Genomic DNA, 21,301 nt, shown 5'->3' with positions numbered 1-21,301 from the left:
TTAGTTGCTGAATTTGCACGTTTATTTGAAACAGAGTATCACGGTGTTTGGGACCCTAAAGCGAATGAAAGCGAGTTTGCTGCATTCTATATTGAAACGATTCAGGGTACAGGGGGGTACGTTATCCCACCAATGAACTTCTATCCTGCATTGAAGAAAGTATTGGATCAATACGGTATTTTGTTGGTTGTAGATGAAGTACAAATGGGCTTCTACCGTACAGGTAAACTTTGGTCATTTGAACATTTTGGTATTAACCCAGATGTTGTGGTATTTGGTAAGGCATTAACAAACGGTCTTAATCCATTGGCTGGTTTATGGGCACGTGAAGAATTGATTAACCCAGAAATCTTCCCAGTTGGCTCAACTCACTCTACCTTTGCATCTAACCCATTAGGTACTGCACTTGGTTTAGAAGTGATGCGTATGACTGCTGAAAAAGATTATGAACAGCAAATTATGCAAAGCGGTGCTTACTTCTTAGAGGGCTTAAAAGATCTACAAAGCCGTCATCCAGAAATTGGTGATGTGGATGGTTTAGGTTTAGCTTTACGTGCAGAAATTTGCCAAGCAGATGGCTTTACACCAAACAAAGCATTATTAGACAAAATGGTTGATATCGGTTTGTCTGGTACTTTGGAATATCAAGGTCAGAAGTGTGGTCTTGTGTTAGATGTGGGTGGTTATTATAAGAACGTTATTACTTTTGCACCGTCATTAGAAATTAGCCGTGCTGAAATTGATCAGGCATTGGTTCTTCTTGAGCAATTATTGTTGCGTGCTAAGCGTGAGCTTTAATGCTTAACTATGAATAGGTTTCGCAATCAGTTAGAACCACAAAGTTTGGTGGATGCTTTTTTAAAGCATCCACCAGCGACTTTTCAGTTGCATCATGAATGTGGAAATTATTTCTTTTCAACAAATTTCGATTTGTTGACCACACTAGAAACACCTTTACGTCAGCGTTTGTTGGCAAGCCCAGGTTATCGTTATTGGTCTAAATTATTACAACGACCAAGTAGTTTTTTGGGAACGACAGTTACCGAATATTCAATTTTTCCGCAAGAACAAAGTGTAGAGCAGGTTATTGAAGGGCTGGCTGTTGCTATGCAGACCCAAGATTTAACCATTATTAAGGACTTGCCTATAGACTCTCCTTTATTAAGTGCTGAGGACAATCTGTATAGTCAACAATTAGTTGAGTATGCAACACAGCATGGTTTTCTTTCTGTTGAAGGTCAGGCTTTGGCTTATGTAGCGATTGATTTTCAGGATCAGGCAGATTATTTATCACGATTGTCTAAAAGTAGAAGAAAAAATCTAAAACGTAAATTGAGAAGTTTGGAGCAGCTAGATGTTGAAGTTGTTGCCACAGGCGATCCACGTTTTCAGGATGCTGCATTTCGTGCTGAATTATATGCCTTGTACCTTGAAGTATATCAGCAAAGTGAGATCCATTTTGATTTGCTGACGGCTGAATTCTTTGATCAAATCTTACAAGATCAGCAGGCACAAGGCCGAGTCTTTTTTTACCATGCCCAACAGCAGCTAGTGGGTTTTAATATTTGTTATGTTCATCAAAACAATTTAGTTGATAAATATATTGGTTTTAACTATGACTTAGCTTTGCAATTTAACTTGTATTTTGTCAGTTGGTTTGTGAACTTAAACTATGCAAAACAACAGCAATTAGACTTTTACATTGCAGGGTGGATTGATCCAGAGGTTAAGTCACAGTTGGGTGCCGAGTTTACTTTTACCCGTCATTTGGTTTGGATTAGACAGCCCATTTTGCGTTTTGTTCTGTCTAAGTTTAAACATAAGTTTGAGTCAGATGCACATTGGCATCAACAAAAAGTGGAGTAGAGAATATGTTGGAGGCCGAAAAGCGTCAGGCTTGGGTATTAAATTTCGATGATTCAGCTGGTCGGCCACAACAGAGTGCACAACTTGAGTTGCAGGACTGGCAAGAACGCATTCGTTTTTCATGTCAGTGGAAGACTTTTAAACAGTTTACAACTTTACTTGAACAACATTTACCTGCGGCCTCTGCCTTGGGTTGTACCTTATTGGGGAGTGGTGATTATCATCATGTTACGCAAGCGCTTTTATCTCGCTTAGACCCAAATGAGCAGATTCACTTAATTGTTTGTGATAATCATCCAGATAATATGCGTTATCCACTCGGGATTCACTGTGGCTCATGGGTGTATTGGGCAAGTCGTTTACCACAAGTTGCACGTATAGATGTGATTGGCATAAGTTCACCCGATATTAGTCTTAAGCATGCTTGGGAGAATCACTGCACCTCACTGATACGTGGCAAACTGCATTACTGGAGTGTGAATCAGTCAGCTGCTTGGACACGCTGGATTGGTGCGCAAGGGTCATGGCATGGGTATGAGCATCCTGATGCATTGATGCAAGATTTTATACAACAGTTAGGCCATGATTTACCTATTTATCTTTCTATAGATAAAGATGTATTTTCACAAGATGTGGTACAGACCAATTGGGATCAGGGGAGTTTTGCCGAGCAGCATTTGCTTGATTTAATTCAAGCATGTAGTGGTCGTTTGGTTGGAGCTGATATTACCGGAGATGTTTCAGCTTATCGCTATAAAAGTATACTCAAACGGATGTTAAGTGCAGGGGATGGTCAGAGTGAGCCATCTGAGGAAGATGTACAGCATTGGCAAGTGGAGCAGAAGCGCTTGAATCAACGTTTGATTGATGCGATTGATCAGCAATGGCGGTAGCGCAGTGAAGTAAGAATGAATTGAAAAGAGCAAGTTAAGTACTTGCTCTTTTTTTATGTATTTAACTCATTGAATCTATATGAGGCGATTCAGGCATAGGTAAAGATTGTATTTGAGATGATTGGCGCGATTTCCATCGACTTGGCCATAGTTTGGCAAGATAAGCGTCCATACACCACAATGGACCAATAAGTAGAAATTGTAGATCTTTGAAGAAGGATGGTTTTTTTCCTTCAACTTTGTGTCCATAAAATTGTCCGATCCAAGCAATTACAAACAACGCAATATAAAAACCTTGACCAAAAGGGAGGAGCAAAACAAGCCAGGCCATAAGAACAAGTAAAATGGCCATTACGATACTAAGAACTAAATCGAGTCGTGCATAGAAAACTAACATTAAGATGAGAATTAGCGCGGTCAGGGCTGCGCTCCACTGTGCCAGTATACCAATGATGGCGAATAATATCGTAGGGACACAGACCCAATGGATCTTTTTGTTGGTTTGATTTTGATGACTATCACTGTACTCCTCAAACCATTCATTTATGGACTTCATCTTGTACTCCACTTATGTAATATTCTTTTATGAAATATTCTATCAATACATATTACTGACTTTTTGTTTTATTGGGAATCTGAAAAACTGACTGCTATGTTTAGAGCCTAGAATAACCTATTCGAATCATTATGGGATATGACTAGCTTATTTCAGGACGGGACAACTTTTAAAATAAAAAAAGCCACTTTAAGTGGCTTTTTACGTTAAATGTGTCAAACCCAATTAAGAGTTAGGGCCATCAACACGTTCAATATTCACTTTGGCAGTACCAGAGTTGGTAATTCCTAGGCGCTTTGCTGCACCATAAGATAAGTCTACAACACGGTTGCCATGAAATGGACCACGGTCATTCACTTTTACCACAACGCTTTTACCATTTTCTTTATTGGTTACGCGAATATAACAGTTAAGCGGTAAGCTACGGTGTGCAGCAGTCAATTCGTTCATATCGAAAGTGTCACCACTTGCAGTCTTACGACCATGGAATTGACGACCGTACCAAGAGGCTACGCCTGTTTGGCTGAACTTACGGACAGTGTTGGATGCAACAGTGTTCAATTTATCAATGACTGAAGGTTCGTCAGCTGGAATTGCAATTTTGGCTGCAATAGTTTGGCGACGGATTTGATCGCCTGAAGTTTCAGTAATTGCCAAACTGTTTAGGTTTGAAAAGCGAGAGTTGAAGCCAGCAGCGTCTTTGCTAACAACACGGGATGCTAAACTTGAAGTATCAGCATTATTATTTAAATAAGATGATTGAACCATCTCGGCATTTGCTTGTGTAAGACCAAAACTAGTGGCCAATGCAAGCGCATATTTCAGCGATGTATGCATCTTTTAACTCCTTGGAACCCTATAATAAACTTTCTAAACTACAGAAAATTTAAACGATAGGTCTGTAAATTTAATGGTGCGACTACATTTAACGGTACGAGATAATATTCATGCAGCTATTAAGCTGTCTAGTATTATTTTTAAAACTCGACGAAAAAATACAAAAAAATGCTTATATTGGTTAATAATTAATCAAAATTGTAACAATATTTTTAAAAATGCCAAAATTTGATTAATTTCACAGTAAAAAATCTTGACATTTATAAAAGTTTTAAATTTCACACTTATCTATTGGCGATTTCTGTGCCTAATAACCATACAGCAGTTGCATATAAGCGGCTGCGATTATATTCAGTAATAACTTGATAATTTGGGTAAGTAATATAGTAAACGGGACCAAATTTCTCTTGTAATTGAATGACATTAACCATATCGAGGTCATCAATTTTTACCATAGGGTTAATTGGAGTAACCCCTAATTTTCGGATCGCACCATAGGGGGTAGGTTGCTTGAGATCCTTAGCAATAACTTCATCAGGTTGGTTACCCATATAACTTGCTTGAAAGCCTATAGGCTGATTTTTTTGCCATCCATGTTGAACCATGTAATTTGCAATAGAGCCAATTGCATCAACAGCAGAATTACGTAAATCGATATGTCCATTACTATCATAGTCAACGCCATATTTGGTAATGTTACTTGGCATAAATTGTGGATAGCCAATTGCACCTGCATATGAGCCAACAACAGAGCTGGTTGGGCTGCCATCTTTATATGTCCAAGCAATTAGAGCAGCTAGCTCATCTTGGAAGTATTCTGCACGTCTAGGGAAACCAAAACCAAGCGTTGCTAAAGCGTCACGGGTGATGAAACCACCTTTATTAGACCCAAAGCCTGTTTCCACACCTAAAATGCCTAAAATAACGGCTTGAGGAACACCAAATTCTTGTTCTGCACGGCGAAGCGTATCGGCATATTGATTTTTAAAGTTAACGCCTTTACGAATAGTACCTTCTGTAAGAAACATTGCTTTATAGTCGTACCAAGGTTTACTTTCACCTGGACGATTCATAATATTAATAATATTAGGTAGGTTTCTAGAACCGTACATGGCATTGTCAACTTGCGCTGCAGTTAGGCCATAGGTTTGCATTGTCTTTTGTTTGAAAGCGGCGTAGTCTGGATGTTGTGAAAAGTCATTTGCTTGGCAAAAGCTGGTGAAAGAAAGCGCTGCACTACATAAACCGATATTACGAATTTTTTTCCATAATTGTTGATTAAACATATATCAATATTCCAGATTAACGATGTGTATGAATGGACATGACAATTCCAAAGGTTGCCATTAAAGTAATAATTGCAGTTCCGCCATAACTCATGAAAGGCAAAGGAACACCTACAACAGGCAAAATGCCACTCACCATTCCCGCATTGACGAAGACATAAACAAAGAAGGACAAGCCAAAGGCACCAGCAACGAGACGTCCAAAATTGTGAAAACTTTGTAGGCTAATTTGAAAAGTTCTAAAAATCATACAAAAGTATAAAGTAATCAAGATAATGATTCCAATCAGCCCGAATTCTTCAGAGTAGGCCGCAATTACAAAGTCAGTATGGCCTTCAGGGAGGAAGTGTAAATGGGCCTGTGTGCCATCTAAAAAACCTTTGCCACTAAATCCACCAGAACCAATTGCTGTTTTTGATTGAATAATATTCCAACCTGTACCAAGTGCATCCGCTTCAGGGTCTAATAATGTCAAAACACGTTGACGTTGATAGTCATGCAATAAAAACATCCATGCAGGGGGGATCACAATGGCTACAGTCGCCAGTGCAGCTGCAATCATTTTCCAAGACAATCCACTTAAAAATAATACAAACATGCCACTAGCAAGAATAAGGAGAGAGGTTCCCAGATCTGGTTGTTTGGCAATCATGACAAATGGAACACAAATTAAAAGTAATGAAATCACAACATTCTTGAAGCTTGGGGGTAATGGTCTTAATGCTAAGAACCAAGCAATCATCAGTGGCATGCCAATTTTCATAAATTCACTTGGTTGGACACTACCAAAACCTGGAATATCAATCCAGCGCCGCGCCCCCATGCGAACTTCACCTATAAGCATAACTGCAAGTAAGCACACAACACCAAATGTATAAAAGTAAGGTGCAAAGGCTTGATAGACTTTCGGTGGAATTTGAGCCATTGCAATCATGACGGTAAAACCGATTGCAAAACTAATCGCCTGACGCGTGACAAGCATCGTATCTTGTGCAGATGCGCTGTAAAGCACAGTTAAGCCGAGTGCTGCATTCAAGATGAGAAACAGACATAACCATGGATCTATGTGTAAGCGTTGCCAACGTGTAGGTTGCATTGACGTGCTTAAACCATCACGTGGTGCTTGGCGTAAAAATTTATACTGGGAACTTGGTGACATGAGCAGATTTGTGAATTATACATTTGTTTTACGCATGCTATCACAAACAACTTTGAAGACAATCTGTAGACTCAAATTGAATAAAAAAAACCGAGCAATTGCTCGGTCTTGTTCATTTACAATGGGAAATTAGACATAGAACAAAGTGTCGTGATATTCAGCCAATGCATGAAGTTCCTCTTTAGTTAAATGAGGAATCAAACGATCTACTGCAATATGAACGGCTTTAGTCACGGCAGAAGTAGCAAGATCTGCAGCTTTGCGTTTAATCATCCCTAGATCCAGAGTCTTATTGAAGTCTGTCATAAAGTGACGAATCGCTGCATCAGCAAATTGTTTATACAGTTCACTTAACGCAGTACGGTTTACATCATTGCCTAACAAAATTTCAGCAAATTGATCTTTGAGGTCTTGAGTAAATTTAGAATCAAGTGCAAAACCAACACGGGTATTTTGTGCGGAATCTTTAAATAGGCTTGATTCTGAGAACTCAATGGACTGTCTTACAACTTCATTTGGTGACTTACTTAATAGTTGTTTAAGTAATACAGCAACAGTTGATTGAATAAAACCTGCAAGCTTTTCAGCTGTTTCTCTTTTGTCACTTACTGGGAAACGGTGAATAACTTCAATCAAAATTGCGTTAATAATCTCATCATTAATTAATAAAGCAGTTTCATCACGGGTAGGGTAAAGTGGTTCAGATGCGTTTTTTTTCTGTATACCAAAATGAATATTGTTGATTAACTTTTCAGATGGATTAAAACCAAAAAAAGACATGTATTTTCCTTAATATCTTATTGACGAGCTAAACGTATCGGGGTTGGCATCCATGATGGATCAGATACACGGCAAGGATTAATATCTAAACCACCACGTCGTGTATACGTTGCATAAACCATGAGTTGCTTTGGAGATAGTTTTTGCCAAATGTCTGCATAAATTTGCTCAACACATTGTTCATGAAAGCCATTATGCTGACGATAAGAAATAATATAAGCCAAAATACTTGGATAACAAGGTTTTTTGCCTTGATAGCGAATAAAAACTGTTCCCCAGTCTGGTTGACCTGTAACGGGGCAATTGCTTCTGAGCAGATGAGAATATAATTGTATTTCCTCAATCTGTTCATCTTGAGCCTCATGATCAAGCTTTAATAAACTTGCATCAGGGTGGGCAGAGAAGCCAGTAGGCTGTAATTGATCAAGGCATATTCCTTGAGGTTGAGAGATTGCTAAATCATCGACTTGAAACAGCTCAATTGTAACTTTAGCTTCGGCTGCACGTGAGAGATCTTGCTCTACAGTAGCAATAAAGTCAGCCTGACTATTAAAGCGAGTGAAATTTAAACTATTAAAATAGAGTTTGAGTGATTTCGATTCGATTAAGTTTGGTGATGATGCAGGCAAGCTCATGCGCGCAATCGCAACTTGTGGGACAGCATGTTGATTTAACCAAGATACCTCAAATATATGCCACCAATCTTGGCCCTGATAAATACCTACAATATCTTTATATTGTTCGCGTGCAGTAGCACGGGCGATAGGAAATAAAATGTCAGGTTGATATTCAGTAGGGTAAACAGTGTCTTTACCTAATAAAGAGAGTTCTACGGTCATTCACGCATTCCCGAACTATTTGCAAGTAAGTAATAAGCAATGCCATATAAAATGGCACAACAGAGAGTGATGACAATGAGTGAAATACTGACATTGACATCACTGTGTCCCAAAATGCCATATCGAAAAGCATTTACCATATAGACGATTGGGTTGATCAGCGACAGATTTTGCCAAAAAGGGCTAAGTGCGCTGATGGAGTAGAATACACCACCTAAATAGGTAAGCGGTGTAAGTACAAAGGTTGGAATGATGGAAATATCATCAAATGATTTGGCATAAACTGCATTAATAAAACCACCTAATGAAAATAACAATGAGGTGATAATAATGGTATATACCGTCACGAAGACATTATGTATTGTTAGTTCAGTGAAGAATAAACTCATTGCAGTGACAATGGCACCCACTAAGACACCCCGAGTTACACCACCAATGACATAACCCCAAAGTACGAGGTATAAAGGTACTGGACTCATAATGAGTTCTTCAATACTCTTTTGGAATTTTGCACTGAAAAAACTTGAAGAAACGTTAGCATAGCTATTGGTAATCACGGCCATCATGATGAGACCAGGGACAATGAATTGCATATAGCTAAAACCACTCATTTGTCCTATGCGTGATCCGACTAAATTACCAAAAATCACGAAGTATAGGCTCATTGTAATTGCTGGTGGCAATAATGTTTGCGGCCAAATACGCATAAAACGACGAATTTCTTTGTGCACTAGAGTAAATAGCGCAATCTTCATTTGGTTGAAATTCATGGTTGTGCTCCATCAAGATTTTTTTCAACCATTTTTACAAACAGTTCTTCAAGTCGGTTTGATTTGTTACGCATACTCCGTACTTGGATGCCTTGCGCTTGAAATAAAAGAAAGAGGTCATTCAGACTGTGTGCCTTATCCATGGTGACTTGTAAGGTCATTGGATCAATGAGCTCAAATTTAAGTCCAACAATTTCAATTTGTAAGGGTTCAATGGCTTGTTCAAGGTCAAAAATAAATGATTCTTCATTTAACTGGTTGAGGAAAGCTTTCATGGTTGTGTCTTCTTTTATGACACCACGATCAATGATTGCGATCTTACGACAAAGCATTTCTGCTTCTTCTAAATAGTGGGTTGTTAAAATAATTGAGGTGCCTTTCTCATTCATTTCGATTAGAAAGTCCCACATGGAACGACGTAACTCAATATCAACACCCGCAGTTGGTTCATCTAAAATGAGTAGTTTAGGCTCATTCATCATTGCACGGGCAATCATGAGGCGGCGTTTCATCCCACCTGAAAGCATACGTGCTTGCACATCTCGCTTGTCCCAAAGACCAAGTTTTTCAAGATAATGTTCTGCACGTTGTGACGCAATCGCTTTGGGTATACCGTAGTAACCTGCTTGAGTAACTAAAATATCTAAAGTTTTCTCAAAATGACCAAAATTGAATTCTTGTGGTACAACGCCAAGACATTGTTTGGCTTGAGATGGTTGCTGATCGAGATCATAGCCAAAAATATTGACTGAGCCTGCAGTCTTACGAGTTAATGAACTAATAATACCAATAGTAGTTGATTTTCCTGCGCCATTTGGCCCAAGTAGGGCATAAAACTCACCCTCAGGTACAGTCAAATTAATGCCTTTAAGTGCCTGAAAACCATTTCTATAGGTTTTAGATAAGTCCGTTAATGTCAATGCTGCAGTCATAAACCACCCACTTCGTTTAATGAGCCACTATTGTGAGTGATCTAGTACAATAAACCAAGTATTCTGTAAGTAATATACAGTTTCATATTTAGGACATTGAACAAAGTATAGACAGCAAAATCAGTGTATTTAGATAATCGCTTTACCTTGGGGTTTTTTTTGATATGATGTGCTCTACTTTTTGCGCTCATAGCTCAACTGGATAGAGTACAGGTCTCCGAAGCCTGTGGCGTGGGTTCGAGTCCCGCTGAGCGCACCACTTAACTAAAATAAAACATTAAATATCAATAACTTAATTTATATGCATGTGTATATTATATGTGATTTTAGCCCTAAAAATTCCCATTTCATTCCCATCAAAATAGCCGGAATAGTATAAAAAAAGAGCAAAATGCGTAAATGCTAGAATGTTTTTAAATTTAGGAGCTATAGAATTTTAGAGGTAATAAGGTAATATTATATAATTAACTATTTAAAAACAATATCTTATATTCATTTCACTAAGTAATTTTAAAGTAATATCAAAGTAATTTATTACTGTGTAAAATTGTCATTTATATGTTCTAAAACAAATAATAAAATCAATAACTTATAAAATATTACTTGTATTATTACAAAGAATTACACTTAAAAGTAATGTATTTATTTTATATATATCAATATGTTAAGAATAGTTATTACTTTATTACCTCACTTTAATTATAAGTCATAGAAAAAGATATATTTATGTTCGTTTTTTGGCATAGCGGTAATCACTGAGTGCTTGATCATAGTCGAACTTTATTTGTCATTTGGGCAAATGTGACGTTTTGCAGTGGAATGCAGTATTGAAAAATTCCCATATTGACTGAAAGTACCTATATATAGTCAATACTTGATACTTTTTCTGCTATTCCGTGCCTTGCAGTAAAACAGACACATTTAGAACGGGCTGGAGGGGTGCCAGTCATTGCAACGTATTCAAGGACATTTGTAAAAAACTCAGTAGGTGCAATACCGTGTTCTCTAAGAATTGAATAGGATTTTTCTTTAAGGGCTTCATCAACCCTGAAGTTAACAGTAGCCATCACTTTTCCCATATATTGAATGTATAGAAATATTGTAATGCGAATTGCATTACGTGTATGGTTGGCATAATGTGCATTATGTTAATTTTAGAAAAAGTGAACGATAAATGAACGACATAGAAAAATTTCAGTTCAAATTAGAATTAATATTAAATCTAAAATCGGCTAAAGATATTCAAGATTGGGCTATAAATAGAATAGAGAAAAATGTTACAGCTTTGGAAGCTTTGGAAATCTGTTTTTTTTCTAAAGAAGAACAAGTTTTAGATTACTTTTATAACATTAAATTTGAATGGTTGAACTTACCCTCTACTTTAAAGAAAAATTTTTTAAGGGAGGTGTTAAGACAATATATTGAATCATCACAAGCAATCGAATATTCAGAAGAATTAATAAGAAATATCTTTAGAATGTTACTTGAGCTTTCAGAAATTGCTGAAGACGAAGATTTATATGACTTCATAATCCACTATGATGATGAATTCTATTTGGCTTTAGATGGTATTTCTAACCTAATACCCGAAGAAATATGGCCAACATTCCTGTATGATCTTAAGAATTGGCTTTTATCAGATTTATTGTCCGCTTAATATAATAGCGCTTATGCTGCCTTTATTCTCTTGCTCAATCAGTGCTTCGATGTTCATTAGCAATTACGCCTAGGTTGATTCTTGTTTTGTCAAAAACGGTCTAAAGGATCACTTATAAGTAAATACCATTACTTGGTATTTGCTTTTCTAGATCTGAAAGCAAGTTATCAAGCTTTACTGTTCTACTAAGCAGATGATGGGCTATAGCTAGTTTTTTGATAATAAATGCTAATGTTATAAAAGCTTAGCCGAGTTTAGTGTAAATAACCTTGTAGCTCTTTTATTCTTTCGGCTGTTTTGTTCGCTACACAACTTAAAGTATTTAAGTAATTACCTGCACCAAGTGATTGTGAGCTGAAATAAGGCATTAAACCATTGCATTCTTTTTCTCGATAATCTATCCATGCTTTTTGTGATTCATTTAAAACAAGTTTTCCTTCGTCATCTAAAGAAGCATAAAAACCATTGTAGATTTTATTTAATTCACTTTTATCTACTTTGAGCTGTTTCTCATAACAAGCAATATCACTATAGACATTGTTTGTTTGGCATTCAGCGTGTGCATTTGAGTATGCCAGTACGAAGAGTGGTAGTAAAAATAACTTTTTCATTTTATTAGCCAATAATATAAATAATTAAACTTATGATAAGGCACTTACTGAAGAAAACAATAGTGTTTATGGTGTTATACACACACTTAAATAGAGGGCATATGTTTGAACATAAGTATGTGAATTAAGGACTTTATCTTGGTCGTAATAAAAGCGACTTTATGTGAAGTGACCAAGGTGAAAAAAATACCAGATGGCGCGTTTAATAGACTTATTTTTGGGTGGGTAAATTTTATTTATCTATCAATAAAATTAACTTTATTTGTATGATTTTAAATATTAAAAAATAAAAAAATAGCTTAAGAAAAAAAGGAATAGCACAAACACTTTTATTCGCTTGAGACATTTTGAACCAACTCTTAAATTGGCTTTATGAAATGGAGAACATAAGAGAATCTGAGTGGATAACCAAGGAATTTCTCAGGCACTAGGTCTGATTCACCCAATTACTTTAAGTCATGGCTTAAATGCTGAAGTTTGGGATGAAAATCAAAAACGATATATTGATTTTGTTGGTGGTATTGGTGTTTTAAATTTGGGGCATTGTCATCCTGATATTGTTGAGGCAATTCAAAAACAAGCTGGTTTATTAACACACTATGCATTTAATGCTGCTCGTCATCAGCCTTATTTATCTTTGATGAAAAAGTTAATTGAGTTTATTCCAATGCAACAGCCAGTTGCAGGGATGTTTACCAATAGTGGGGCAGAAGCTACAGAAAATGCACTTAAAATCGCAAGAATTAATACTGGTCGAACTGGTGTAATTGCCTTTGATGGAGGCTTTCATGGGCGAACTTTGGCAGCAGTAAATCTAAATGGTAAGACAACACCTTATAAAGATGGACTGGGAACTTTACCGGGGCCTGTTTATCACTTGCCATATCCGAGTCGAGATAATGATATTTCAGCTGCACAAGCACAGGCTGCATTAGAACGTTTGTTTCAAGTTGAAGTAGATGTGAAAAATATTGCTGCAATTATTTTTGAGCCTGTATTAGGTGAAGGCGGTTTTCAATTATTAGATGCAGATTTTGCGAAGTATTTAAGGGATTTCTGTAATAAACACGGCATCTTAATCATTATTGATGAAATTCAATCTGGTTTTGGCCGTACTGGTCAGGCCTTTGCATTCCCTTATTTAGGTATTGAACCTGATCTTTTATTACTTGCAAAAAGTATTGCTGGTGGTATGCCTTTGGGTGCTGTAATTGCAAAAAAAGCGCTCATGGATAAACCCATCAAAGGTGCTTTAGGTGGTACTTATTCGGGTAATCCGATTGCCTGTGCAGCAGGTTTGGCAACACTGCAAGTACTGGAGTCTACAGCTTTTCAACAGAGTTCAGCACATTATACGCAGCAGATTGAAATGCGCTATCAACAATGGAAAGAGCAAGCTTTAACACCATGGTTAGGTAAGTTAACTGGTATTGGTGCAATGCGTGGTATTGAGCTTCAGCATGTGGAACAAGGTCCGGGAACGGATCTTATGGGCAAAATACTGCAAAGAGCAAGAGAAAAAGGCTTGCTGTTGATGCCAAGCGGAAAGCATAAAAATATTATTCGATTATTGCCTCCGCTCACGATTACCGCTGAAGTATTAAAAGAAGGTCTCGATATTTTAGAAACAGTATTGGCCGAGACACGAGAAGAATCATTTTTTAAGGAAAGTGCTTGATGACTTTAATCAGTTCAAATGAAATTCGATCCAAATTCTCAGCATTAATGTCTGAGATGTACAAAAATGAAGTCCCCCTTTATGGTGATTTATTGGATTTAGTTAAAACAGTCAATCAACAGACGCTTGCACAAGATGTTCAATTACAAGCGCAATTGAAAATGACAGGTGAGCTAGATCGCCTTTCCTTAGAACGTCATGGTGCTATTCGCTTAGGAACAGCAGAAGAGTTGTTTAATATGCGACGTGTTTTTGCTGTGATGGGCATGGAACCAGTGGGATATTACGATCTTGTTCCAGCAGGCGTTCCTGTACATTCAACTGCTTTTCGGGCAGTTCGGGCCGATGATTTAAATCAAAGTCCATTTCGTGTATTTACTTCATTATTGCGCTTGGAGCTCATAGCAGATGAAAAATTACGTCAACTGGCAGAACAGACCTTAAGTCAGCGTCAAATTTTTACAGAACAGGCACTTGCTTTAACAGAGAAATTTGAACAGCAAGGTGCATTATCGGCACATGATGCTGATTGTTTTGTAAGAGAAGTATTAGAAACCTTTAGATGGCATACACAGGCCCCAGTTACAAAAGAGTTGTACGACTCATTGCATGAACAGCATCGACTCATTGCTGATGTGGTGGCATTTAAAGGGCCTCATATTAATCATTTAACGCCTCGCACATTGGATATTGATTTGATTCAAATGGGTATGATCAACCAAGGTATGGCACCCAAAGCGGTAATTGAAGGGCCACCACGCAGAAAATGCCCAATTTTATTAAGACAAACCAGTTTTAAAGCTTTAGAAGAGCAAGTGGCTTTTAAAACAGCTCAAGGTCAAGAGCTTGGAACACATACTGCTCGTTTTGGTGAAATTGAGCAACGTGGTGTGGCACTTACGCCTAAGGGTCGTAAGCTTTATGATGAATTGTTAAATAAAACCCGTCATCAGCTAGGTGGAGCACCAACTGAAAATAATGCTCAGCAATATATGGCGTTACTTGCTCAAAACTTTATGGCGTTCCCTGATAGTTATGCAGAATTACGTCAACAAAAGCTGGCATATTTCCATTATTTTGCAGAAGTTAAAGCAGATTGCTCATTGCAGATGTCAGATTCAACGGATGTTGAGGCGCTCATTGAACAAGGTTTACTTCATTTTGAACCTATCGTTTATGAAGACTTTTTGCCTGTTTCGGCTGCGGGAATTTTTCAGTCCAATTTAGGTGAAGGCTCACAGACAGATTATGTATCTGTATCTAATTTAGCAGTTTTTGAGCAGTGTTTAGGGCGTAAGGTGATTGATGAAATTCATCTATATGAAGGTATACAGCAAGATTCTTTGAAACGCGCTATCACCAAACTTACTCAATCAACAACATAAACATTTTAACCATTATTTTATTCATACATTTACCAAGGAAAGCATCGTGATTCAGGAAATTTTAAACAAAATTGGTGTAGATACAGCACAGTACCAAAATGGTCATTTAGAAGTTCGTACACCAATCGATGGCAGTGTGATTGCTCAAGTTGTTGTAAACAATTCGGAACAAACTGAGCAAAAAATTCAACAAGCACAGCAAGCATTTAAACAGTGGCGTAAAGTCCCTGCACCGCGCCGTGGCGAGTTAGTCCGAATTTTTGGTCAAGTACTACGTGAATATAAAGAAGAATTGGGCGCATTGGTTTCTTGGGAGGCTGGAAAAATCACGCAAGAGGGGCTTGGTGAAGTACAAGAAATGATAGATATCTGTGACTTTGCATTAGGTCTATCGCGTCAACTTTACGGTTTAACCATTGCATCAGAGCGTCCAGGGCATCATATGCGTGAAACTTGGCATCCACTGGGTGTAGTTGGGGTGATTTCTGCATTTAACTTTCCTGTTGCCGTATGGGCATGGAATACAGCATTAGCACTGGTTTGTGGTAATACCGTGATTTGGAAGCCATCTGAGAAAACACCATTAACAGCACTGGCTTGTCAGGCGTTGTTTAATAAGGCATTAGCAATTTTTGGTCAAGATGCACCAGAGCACGTATCGCAACTCTTAATTGGAGATGCTGAGATTGGTAATCTGTTGGTGACTGATGAGCGTATTGCATTGGTCAGTGCTACAGGAAGCACAAGAATGGGGAAAATCGTTGGGCCAAAAGTGGCAGAACGTTTTGGTAAATCGATTCTTGAGCTAGGTGGCAATAATGCAATGATTTTGGCACCAAGTGCAGATCTAGAATTGGCAATTCGTGGCATTTTATTCTCAGCTGTAGGTACAGCAGGTCAGCGTTGTACAACTTTACGTCGTCTAATTGTGCATAAATCAATTAAAAATGAAGTGGTTGAGAAGCTGAAAAAAGCATATGACACAGTAACAATTGGCAGTCCTTTGGAAGGTCACTTAGTTGGTCCTTTAATTGATCATGTTATTTTTAATCAAATGCAAGAGATGTTAACTCGTGCTCAACAGGCTGGTGGCAAGGTTTATGGTGGTCAGCGTGTGCTACAAGATCAGTATCCAAATGCCTATTATGTTCAACCTGCTTTGGTAGAAATGGATGAGCAAAATGATGTTGTGAAAACAGAAACTTTTGCACCTATTTTATATGTCATGACTTATGAAGATTTTGACGATGCAATTGAAATGCAAAATGATGTACCTCAAGGTTTATCTTCGTGTGTGTTCTCAAATGACCTTCGTGAAGCTGAAAAGTTTTTAAGTGATGTTGGTAGTGATTGCGGGATTGCAAACGTCAATATTGGTACCAGTGGTGCAGAAATTGGCGGTGCATTTGGTGGCGAAAAAGAAACTGGTGGTGGTCGTGAGTCAGGTTCAGATGCATGGAAAAATTATATGCGTCGCCAAACAAATACAGTGAATTATTCTCGTGAATTGCCATTGGCGCAGGGGATCAATTTCGGTTAAGTCTTAGGCAGTACATGAGTGTGCTCATGTACATTGTCACAATTGGATTCAGTAGCGGAAAATTCAAATAATATTTGTCGTGATCAAAATTGAAGTCGTTTTTGCTCAAAGACTGCCGCTACTGATAAAACGTTATGCTAAGGAAAGATAAGCTATGGTTAAAGATCAAGTTTTGTGGTCTGTTCTTGTTGATGAATGTCCAGAGTTTCCTCAAATACACCAAGATATTCAGGTTGATGTATGTGTAATTGGTGCCGGTTTTACTGGTCTTTCAACTGCAATCCATTTGGCTGAAAAAGGTTATACCGTCACTGTACTTGAGGCGCAGCGTGTAGGTTCAGGTGGGTCAGGACGAAATGTAGGTTTGGTGAATGCTGGAACATGGGCACAACCCGATGAATTGAACGTATTTATGGGGGAAAAAGCAGGTGAAAAACTCACTGCAGCTTTAGGTCAAGCACCAAAGCTGGTTTTTGACACCATTGATCGTTTGGGAATTAATGCACAGGAAACGAGAACTGGCAATCTGCATATGGGGCATAACCGAGAAGGTGAAGCCGATGTAGACACACGTTATGAACAGTTAAGCCGTCGTGGTGCTGACGTTGAAGTATTAACAGGGAGTAAATGTCATGAATATTGTGGTACTACAACAATTCATAAAGCATTACTTGATAAGCGTGCTGGTACAGTAAATCCTTATGCCTATGTAACGGGCTTAGCAACATCAGCAGCAAAGCTGGGGGTGAAAATCTATGAAAAGTCTTCAGTTTCTGGGGTAACCAAGCAAAACAATCAATGGTGTGTACATTCGACAGACTATAATGTGACGGCAAATAAAGTTGTGATTGCCACTAATGCATATACCGAAGGTGAATGGCATGACATTCTTAAAACAATTTACTTCGTACAGTATTATCAGATTGCTTCAGAGCCATTAACAAGTCAACGAGCAGATCAAATATTGCCTCATAAAAATGGTTCGTGGGATACACGTTTAGCATTATCTAGTATTCGCCGTGATAAAGATGGGCGTTTACTGTTAGGAACAGTGGGTGCTTATCAAGGTAAGGCTGGGCTTTATCAATCTTGGGCCAATCTGATGCAAAAAAAATATTTTCCAGAGCTTGGTAAAGTGAATTGGCAATATCAGTGGACGGGTAAGTTTGGTTTTACTCAGGACCATATTATGCGCATTTTTGAACCCGCTCCAGGGATTGTTGCAGCAACAGCTTATAATGGCCGAGGTATTACAACGGGAACCATGATGGGCAAGGCATTTGCAGATTATCTACATCATGATGACCGTGAACAGCTGCCCTTACCCTTTACAACGATTGAAGAGAATACGCTGTCTTGCCGTAATGCACGTTCGTTATTTTATGACACAGGGATTGCGCTTTATCATGCAGGGCAATGTTTGCGGATTATTCAATAATTTTTATATCTACTGATCAATATTAAAAATTTCTTGTACATATATGTTGATGTACAAGAGTTTTTGTCGCTAATTTTTTAATGGGTCACTTTGTTTTATGAATGATCATCCTCAACAATCAATAACCAAGCAATTTTTAAAGCAGCTAGATGCTGATTTTATGGGGGATATTGATTCATCAGATGCAGTGCGGCAAGTATATTCGACGGATAATTCGATTTATCAGCTAAAACCACAAGCCGTGATTTATCCTAAAAATACCAATGATATTCAAAAAATTTTAAGTTTATTAGTATTGGAACAATATCGTGAAGTGGTCATTACTGCACGGGGTGGTGGGACAGGAACCAATGGGCAGTCATTGACTCAAGGTATTGTTATTGATTTATCACGACATATGAATCAGATTTTACAGATTGATCCTGTTGCAAGAACTGCAACTGTACAAGCTGGTGTGGTGAAGGATCAATTGAATGCGGCATTAAAACCTTACGGATTATTTTTTGCACCTGAACTTTCAACATCAAATCGAGCAACAATTGGTGGCATGATCAATACAGATGCCAGTGGGCAGGGGAGCTGCCGATATGGGAAAACACATCATCATGTGCTGGATTTAAAAACAGTAATCTTATCGGGTGAATTGCTTGAAACGAGTGCATTAAAACGAACAAACTGGCAAACTGAAACAGAAGTTAAAACGGTATTACAACGTAATATTTATAAAAGCGTATTTGAAATTACAGCTGAGAATAAAACAGTTATAGATAAAAGTTTCCCCAAACTCAACCGTTCTTTAACGGGTTATGACTTACCACATGTGTTAAATGAAGAGGAATTTAATCTCAATCATTTGATTTGTGGGAGTGAGGGAACGCTCGGAGTTGTTGTAGAAGCTAAACTTAATTTACTCCCAATACCTGCGCACCGTATGTTAATTAACATTGGTTATGCGAGTTTTCATGAAGCTTTACTTGATGCAAAAGCTTTAATGAAGCTACAGCCATTATCAGTTGAAACGATTGATTCCAAAGTTCTGCATTTAGCGAAGAATGATATTGTTTGGAACAATGTTGCAGCCTATTTTGGAGAGTCCGAACAAGCAGAATTAATCCAAGGTATTAATTTGGTTGAAATTGATGCATCGAGTGAACAGCAGTTGATGCAATTACAGCATGAGTTTCTACAACATATTCAATCTGACCAGACTGTACAGCGTCTGACTATGAGTACAGCTGTGGGTGAGCTTGCAATTCATCATGTTTATGCTATGCGTAAGCGAGCAGTCGGATTATTGGGGAATGTACAAGGTGAAAAGCGCCCCCAACCATTTGTTGAAGACACCGCTGTACCGCCTGAGCATTTAGCAGATTATATTGCTGAGTTTAGAGCTTTGCTTGATCGTGAACATTTGGATTATGGCATGTTCGGCCATGTAGATGCTGGGGTCTTACATGTTCGGCCATTGATGGATATGAAAGATCCTAATGCCTTAGCATTGATGAAAAGAGTCACCGATCAAGTTGTGGAATTAACCCATCGTTATCATGGGGTACTTTGGGGAGAGCATGGTAAAGGTTTACGCTCTGAATATGCGCCTATTTTTTTTGGTGAATCTTATCCACTGATTCAAAAAATAAAGGCCTTATTTGATCCATATAATCAACTTAATCCAGGGAAAATTGCAACACCTGCATCAAAACCCCATGCCCAACTTATTTCTATCACAGAAGTTCCATTAAGAGGAGAGGCTGATCGTCAAATTGCCCCACAAGATTGGAGTGAGTTTGGAAGTACAATGCATTGTAATGGTAATGGTGCATGTTTTAACTATGATCTTGATGATCCAATGTGTCCATCATATAAGGTGACACGAGATCGGATTCATTCGCCTAAAGGTCGTGCAACTTTGGTTAAAGAATGGTTGCGAAGAGAGCAAACACAGCAACAAGATCAAATATTTGAACAGCAAGTTTATGATGCTTTACATGGTTGTTTATCTTGTAAATCGTGTTCAGGACAATGTCCAGTTAAAGTTGATATTCCAGATGTGAAAGCTAAATTTTTACATCGTTATTTTCAAAAAAACAAACGCCATATTCGTGATCATCTCATGAGTCGTTTGGAAATCTTTATTCCGAAATTGTCTCCAGTTTCTGCCATTTATAATCTGCTACAAAAATTTAGCCCGATGATTTATTTACAGCGTAAGTTATTTAAATTGGTTGATATTCCTTTATTTCATCCGCAAGCAAAAGCCGATTTAGCAAGATACGGTGCAATATTGTTAGGGTCTGATTTAAGTCAACTTACATCACATCGTTTGGATCAGGGCGATTGCATTACTGATAAGCGAGTGATTATTGTTCAAGATGCCTTTACTCGATATTTTGATACGCCAGTCTTGTTGGAAACAATAACTGTATTAAAGAAAATAGGGATAACACCGTATATACTGCCTTTTATGCCCAATGGGAAGCCACTTCATGTACATGGGTTTTTAAATCAGTTTGAACAATTGAAACAGAGAAATATTGAAATTTTAAATCAGGCTGCTGCAACAGGAGTTCCCTTGTTGGGTATTGATCCTGCGATGACGTTAGTATTTAGACAGGAATATCTACCAGCAGATATGGCGAATAAAGCACAATACCAAGTACAAATGCTGCAAGAATGGATGAGTCAATATTTGCAACAGCATCCATTAAATAGTAAGTGCAAACAACAAGAAAAGTATTTTCTTGCCGCACACTGTACAGAGCGCACTCAATGTCCTCATTCTGTCCATCAATGGAAATCGATCTTTGCTCAATGTGGTTTAGAGTTGGAGGAATTAGCTTTGGGGTGCTGTGGTATGGCAGGCACTTATGGACATGAGGCTGAACATCGGGAGTTATCTTTAAAAATTTATGCTCAGTCTTGGCAAAGTAAAGTGAGTCAACTTAGCCCACGTGTTTTAGCGACAGGGTATTCATGTCGAACTCAGGTGAAGAGGGTAGATGAAAAACAGTTATTGCATCCGATTCAAATATTAAATCAGTTCATCACTTAAATGAAAAATCGAGTTGATCACG

At 38.0% G+C, this 21,301-nt stretch carries 19 protein-coding genes and 1 tRNA gene; 10 read left to right on the top strand and 10 right to left on the bottom strand.

Features of this window, described 5'->3' with window-relative positions:
- The 3 genes from RFH42_RS03980 to RFH42_RS03970 all read left to right on the top strand — a co-directional run.
- A partial coding sequence (locus tag RFH42_RS03980; RefSeq protein ID WP_308974260.1) for an aminotransferase class III-fold pyridoxal phosphate-dependent enzyme occupies positions 1-798 on the top strand: 798 nt, incomplete at its 5' end.
- 9 nt (positions 799-807) lie between these two features.
- Complete coding sequence (locus tag RFH42_RS03975; protein WP_308974259.1) at positions 808-1,866, top strand: GNAT family N-acetyltransferase; 1,059 nt, start codon at positions 808-810, stop codon at positions 1,864-1,866.
- Between the two features lie 5 nt (positions 1,867-1,871).
- Positions 1,872-2,759 (top strand): hypothetical protein, encoded by an 888-nt coding sequence (locus tag RFH42_RS03970; RefSeq protein ID WP_308974257.1) that lies wholly within the window; start codon positions 1,872-1,874, stop codon positions 2,757-2,759.
- 61 nt (positions 2,760-2,820) lie between these two features.
- On the opposite strand, the gene RFH42_RS03965 is transcribed toward RFH42_RS03970, so the two are convergent.
- From RFH42_RS03965 to RFH42_RS03930, 8 genes are all read right to left on the bottom strand, one after another.
- A complete protein-coding gene (locus RFH42_RS03965; RefSeq protein ID WP_308974256.1) occupies positions 2,821-3,315 on the bottom strand; it encodes an Mpo1 family 2-hydroxy fatty acid dioxygenase in 495 nt (164 codons plus the stop codon).
- A 225-nt stretch (positions 3,316-3,540) separates the two neighbouring features.
- Complete coding sequence (locus RFH42_RS03960) at positions 3,541-4,152, bottom strand: septal ring lytic transglycosylase RlpA family protein (protein ID WP_308974255.1); 612 nt, start codon at positions 4,150-4,152, stop codon at positions 3,541-3,543.
- 284 nt (positions 4,153-4,436) lie between these two features.
- Positions 4,437-5,438, bottom strand: a complete 1,002-nt coding sequence (mltB, locus tag RFH42_RS03955; protein ID WP_308974254.1) for a lytic murein transglycosylase B — start codon at positions 5,436-5,438, stop codon at positions 4,437-4,439.
- 16 nt (positions 5,439-5,454) lie between these two features.
- Entirely contained in the window at positions 5,455-6,597 is a 1,143-nt protein-coding gene (gene rodA, locus RFH42_RS03950) for a rod shape-determining protein RodA (RefSeq protein WP_308974253.1), read from the bottom strand.
- Positions 6,598-6,726: 129 nt separating this feature from the next.
- Positions 6,727-7,377 (bottom strand): hypothetical protein, encoded by a 651-nt coding sequence (locus RFH42_RS03945; RefSeq protein WP_308974252.1) that lies wholly within the window; start codon positions 7,375-7,377, stop codon positions 6,727-6,729.
- 17 nt (positions 7,378-7,394) lie between these two features.
- Positions 7,395-8,216: an NADPH-dependent 7-cyano-7-deazaguanine reductase QueF gene (queF, locus tag RFH42_RS03940; protein WP_308974251.1), complete on the bottom strand. Its 822-nt coding sequence runs from the start codon at positions 8,214-8,216 to the stop codon at positions 7,395-7,397.
- A complete protein-coding gene (locus RFH42_RS03935; RefSeq protein ID WP_308974250.1) occupies positions 8,213-8,986 on the bottom strand; it encodes an ABC transporter permease in 774 nt (257 codons plus the stop codon). Before RFH42_RS03935 ends, queF begins: the two co-directional genes overlap by 4 nt.
- Entirely contained in the window at positions 8,983-9,918 is a 936-nt protein-coding gene (locus RFH42_RS03930; protein ID WP_308974249.1) for an ABC transporter ATP-binding protein, read from the bottom strand. Before RFH42_RS03930 ends, RFH42_RS03935 begins: the two co-directional genes overlap by 4 nt.
- Before the next feature lie 183 nt (positions 9,919-10,101).
- Between RFH42_RS03930 and RFH42_RS03925 the strand changes: the two genes are divergently transcribed.
- Positions 10,102-10,177: transfer RNA gene (locus RFH42_RS03925), tRNA-Arg, on the top strand.
- 598 nt (positions 10,178-10,775) lie between these two features.
- On the opposite strand, the gene RFH42_RS03920 is transcribed toward RFH42_RS03925, so the two are convergent.
- The gene (locus RFH42_RS03920) at positions 10,776-10,985 is read right to left on the bottom strand and encodes a type II toxin-antitoxin system RelB/DinJ family antitoxin (protein ID WP_308974248.1); all 210 of its coding nucleotides are present in this window, start codon (positions 10,983-10,985) and stop codon (positions 10,776-10,778) included.
- Positions 10,986-11,092: 107 nt separating this feature from the next.
- Here RFH42_RS03920 and RFH42_RS03915 point away from each other — a divergent pair, with 107 nt between their 5' ends.
- A complete protein-coding gene (locus RFH42_RS03915; RefSeq protein ID WP_308974247.1) occupies positions 11,093-11,575 on the top strand; it encodes a hypothetical protein in 483 nt (160 codons plus the stop codon).
- A gap of 254 nt (positions 11,576-11,829) precedes the next feature.
- On the opposite strand, the gene RFH42_RS03910 is transcribed toward RFH42_RS03915, so the two are convergent.
- Positions 11,830-12,186 carry a lysozyme inhibitor LprI family protein gene (locus RFH42_RS03910; protein WP_308974246.1) on the bottom strand — a complete coding sequence of 119 codons (357 nt, stop codon included), beginning with the start codon at positions 12,184-12,186 and terminating at the stop codon, positions 11,830-11,832.
- 400 nt (positions 12,187-12,586) lie between these two features.
- On the opposite strand from RFH42_RS03910, the gene RFH42_RS03905 reads away from it, so the two are divergent.
- From RFH42_RS03905 to RFH42_RS03885, 5 genes are all read left to right on the top strand, one after another.
- The gene (locus tag RFH42_RS03905) at positions 12,587-13,864 is read left to right on the top strand and encodes a 2-aminoadipate transaminase (protein ID WP_308974245.1); all 1,278 of its coding nucleotides are present in this window, start codon (positions 12,587-12,589) and stop codon (positions 13,862-13,864) included.
- Positions 13,864-15,249, top strand: coding sequence for a 2-oxoadipate dioxygenase/decarboxylase HglS (gene hglS / locus RFH42_RS03900; RefSeq protein ID WP_308974244.1), 1,386 nt, complete (start codon positions 13,864-13,866; stop codon positions 15,247-15,249). Before RFH42_RS03905 ends, hglS begins: the two co-directional genes overlap by 1 nt.
- Positions 15,250-15,295: 46 nt before the next feature.
- The gene (gene amaB, locus RFH42_RS03895) at positions 15,296-16,789 is read left to right on the top strand and encodes an L-piperidine-6-carboxylate dehydrogenase (protein WP_374990804.1); all 1,494 of its coding nucleotides are present in this window, start codon (positions 15,296-15,298) and stop codon (positions 16,787-16,789) included.
- Positions 16,790-16,943: 154 nt separating this feature from the next.
- Positions 16,944-18,227 carry an L-pipecolate oxidase gene (amaA, locus tag RFH42_RS03890; RefSeq protein WP_308974243.1) on the top strand — a complete coding sequence of 428 codons (1,284 nt, stop codon included), beginning with the start codon at positions 16,944-16,946 and terminating at the stop codon, positions 18,225-18,227.
- 97 nt (positions 18,228-18,324) lie between these two features.
- A complete protein-coding gene (locus tag RFH42_RS03885) occupies positions 18,325-21,279 on the top strand; it encodes an FAD-binding and (Fe-S)-binding domain-containing protein (RefSeq protein WP_308974241.1) in 2,955 nt (984 codons plus the stop codon).
- Positions 21,280-21,301 lie beyond the last annotated feature (22 nt).

Origin of the sequence: Acinetobacter rudis, from assembly GCF_031157835.1 — a bacterium.
Classification (GTDB): Bacteria; Pseudomonadota; Gammaproteobacteria; order Pseudomonadales; family Moraxellaceae; genus Acinetobacter; species Acinetobacter rudis_A.
This window is presented reverse-complemented; position numbering and strand designations above follow the sequence as displayed.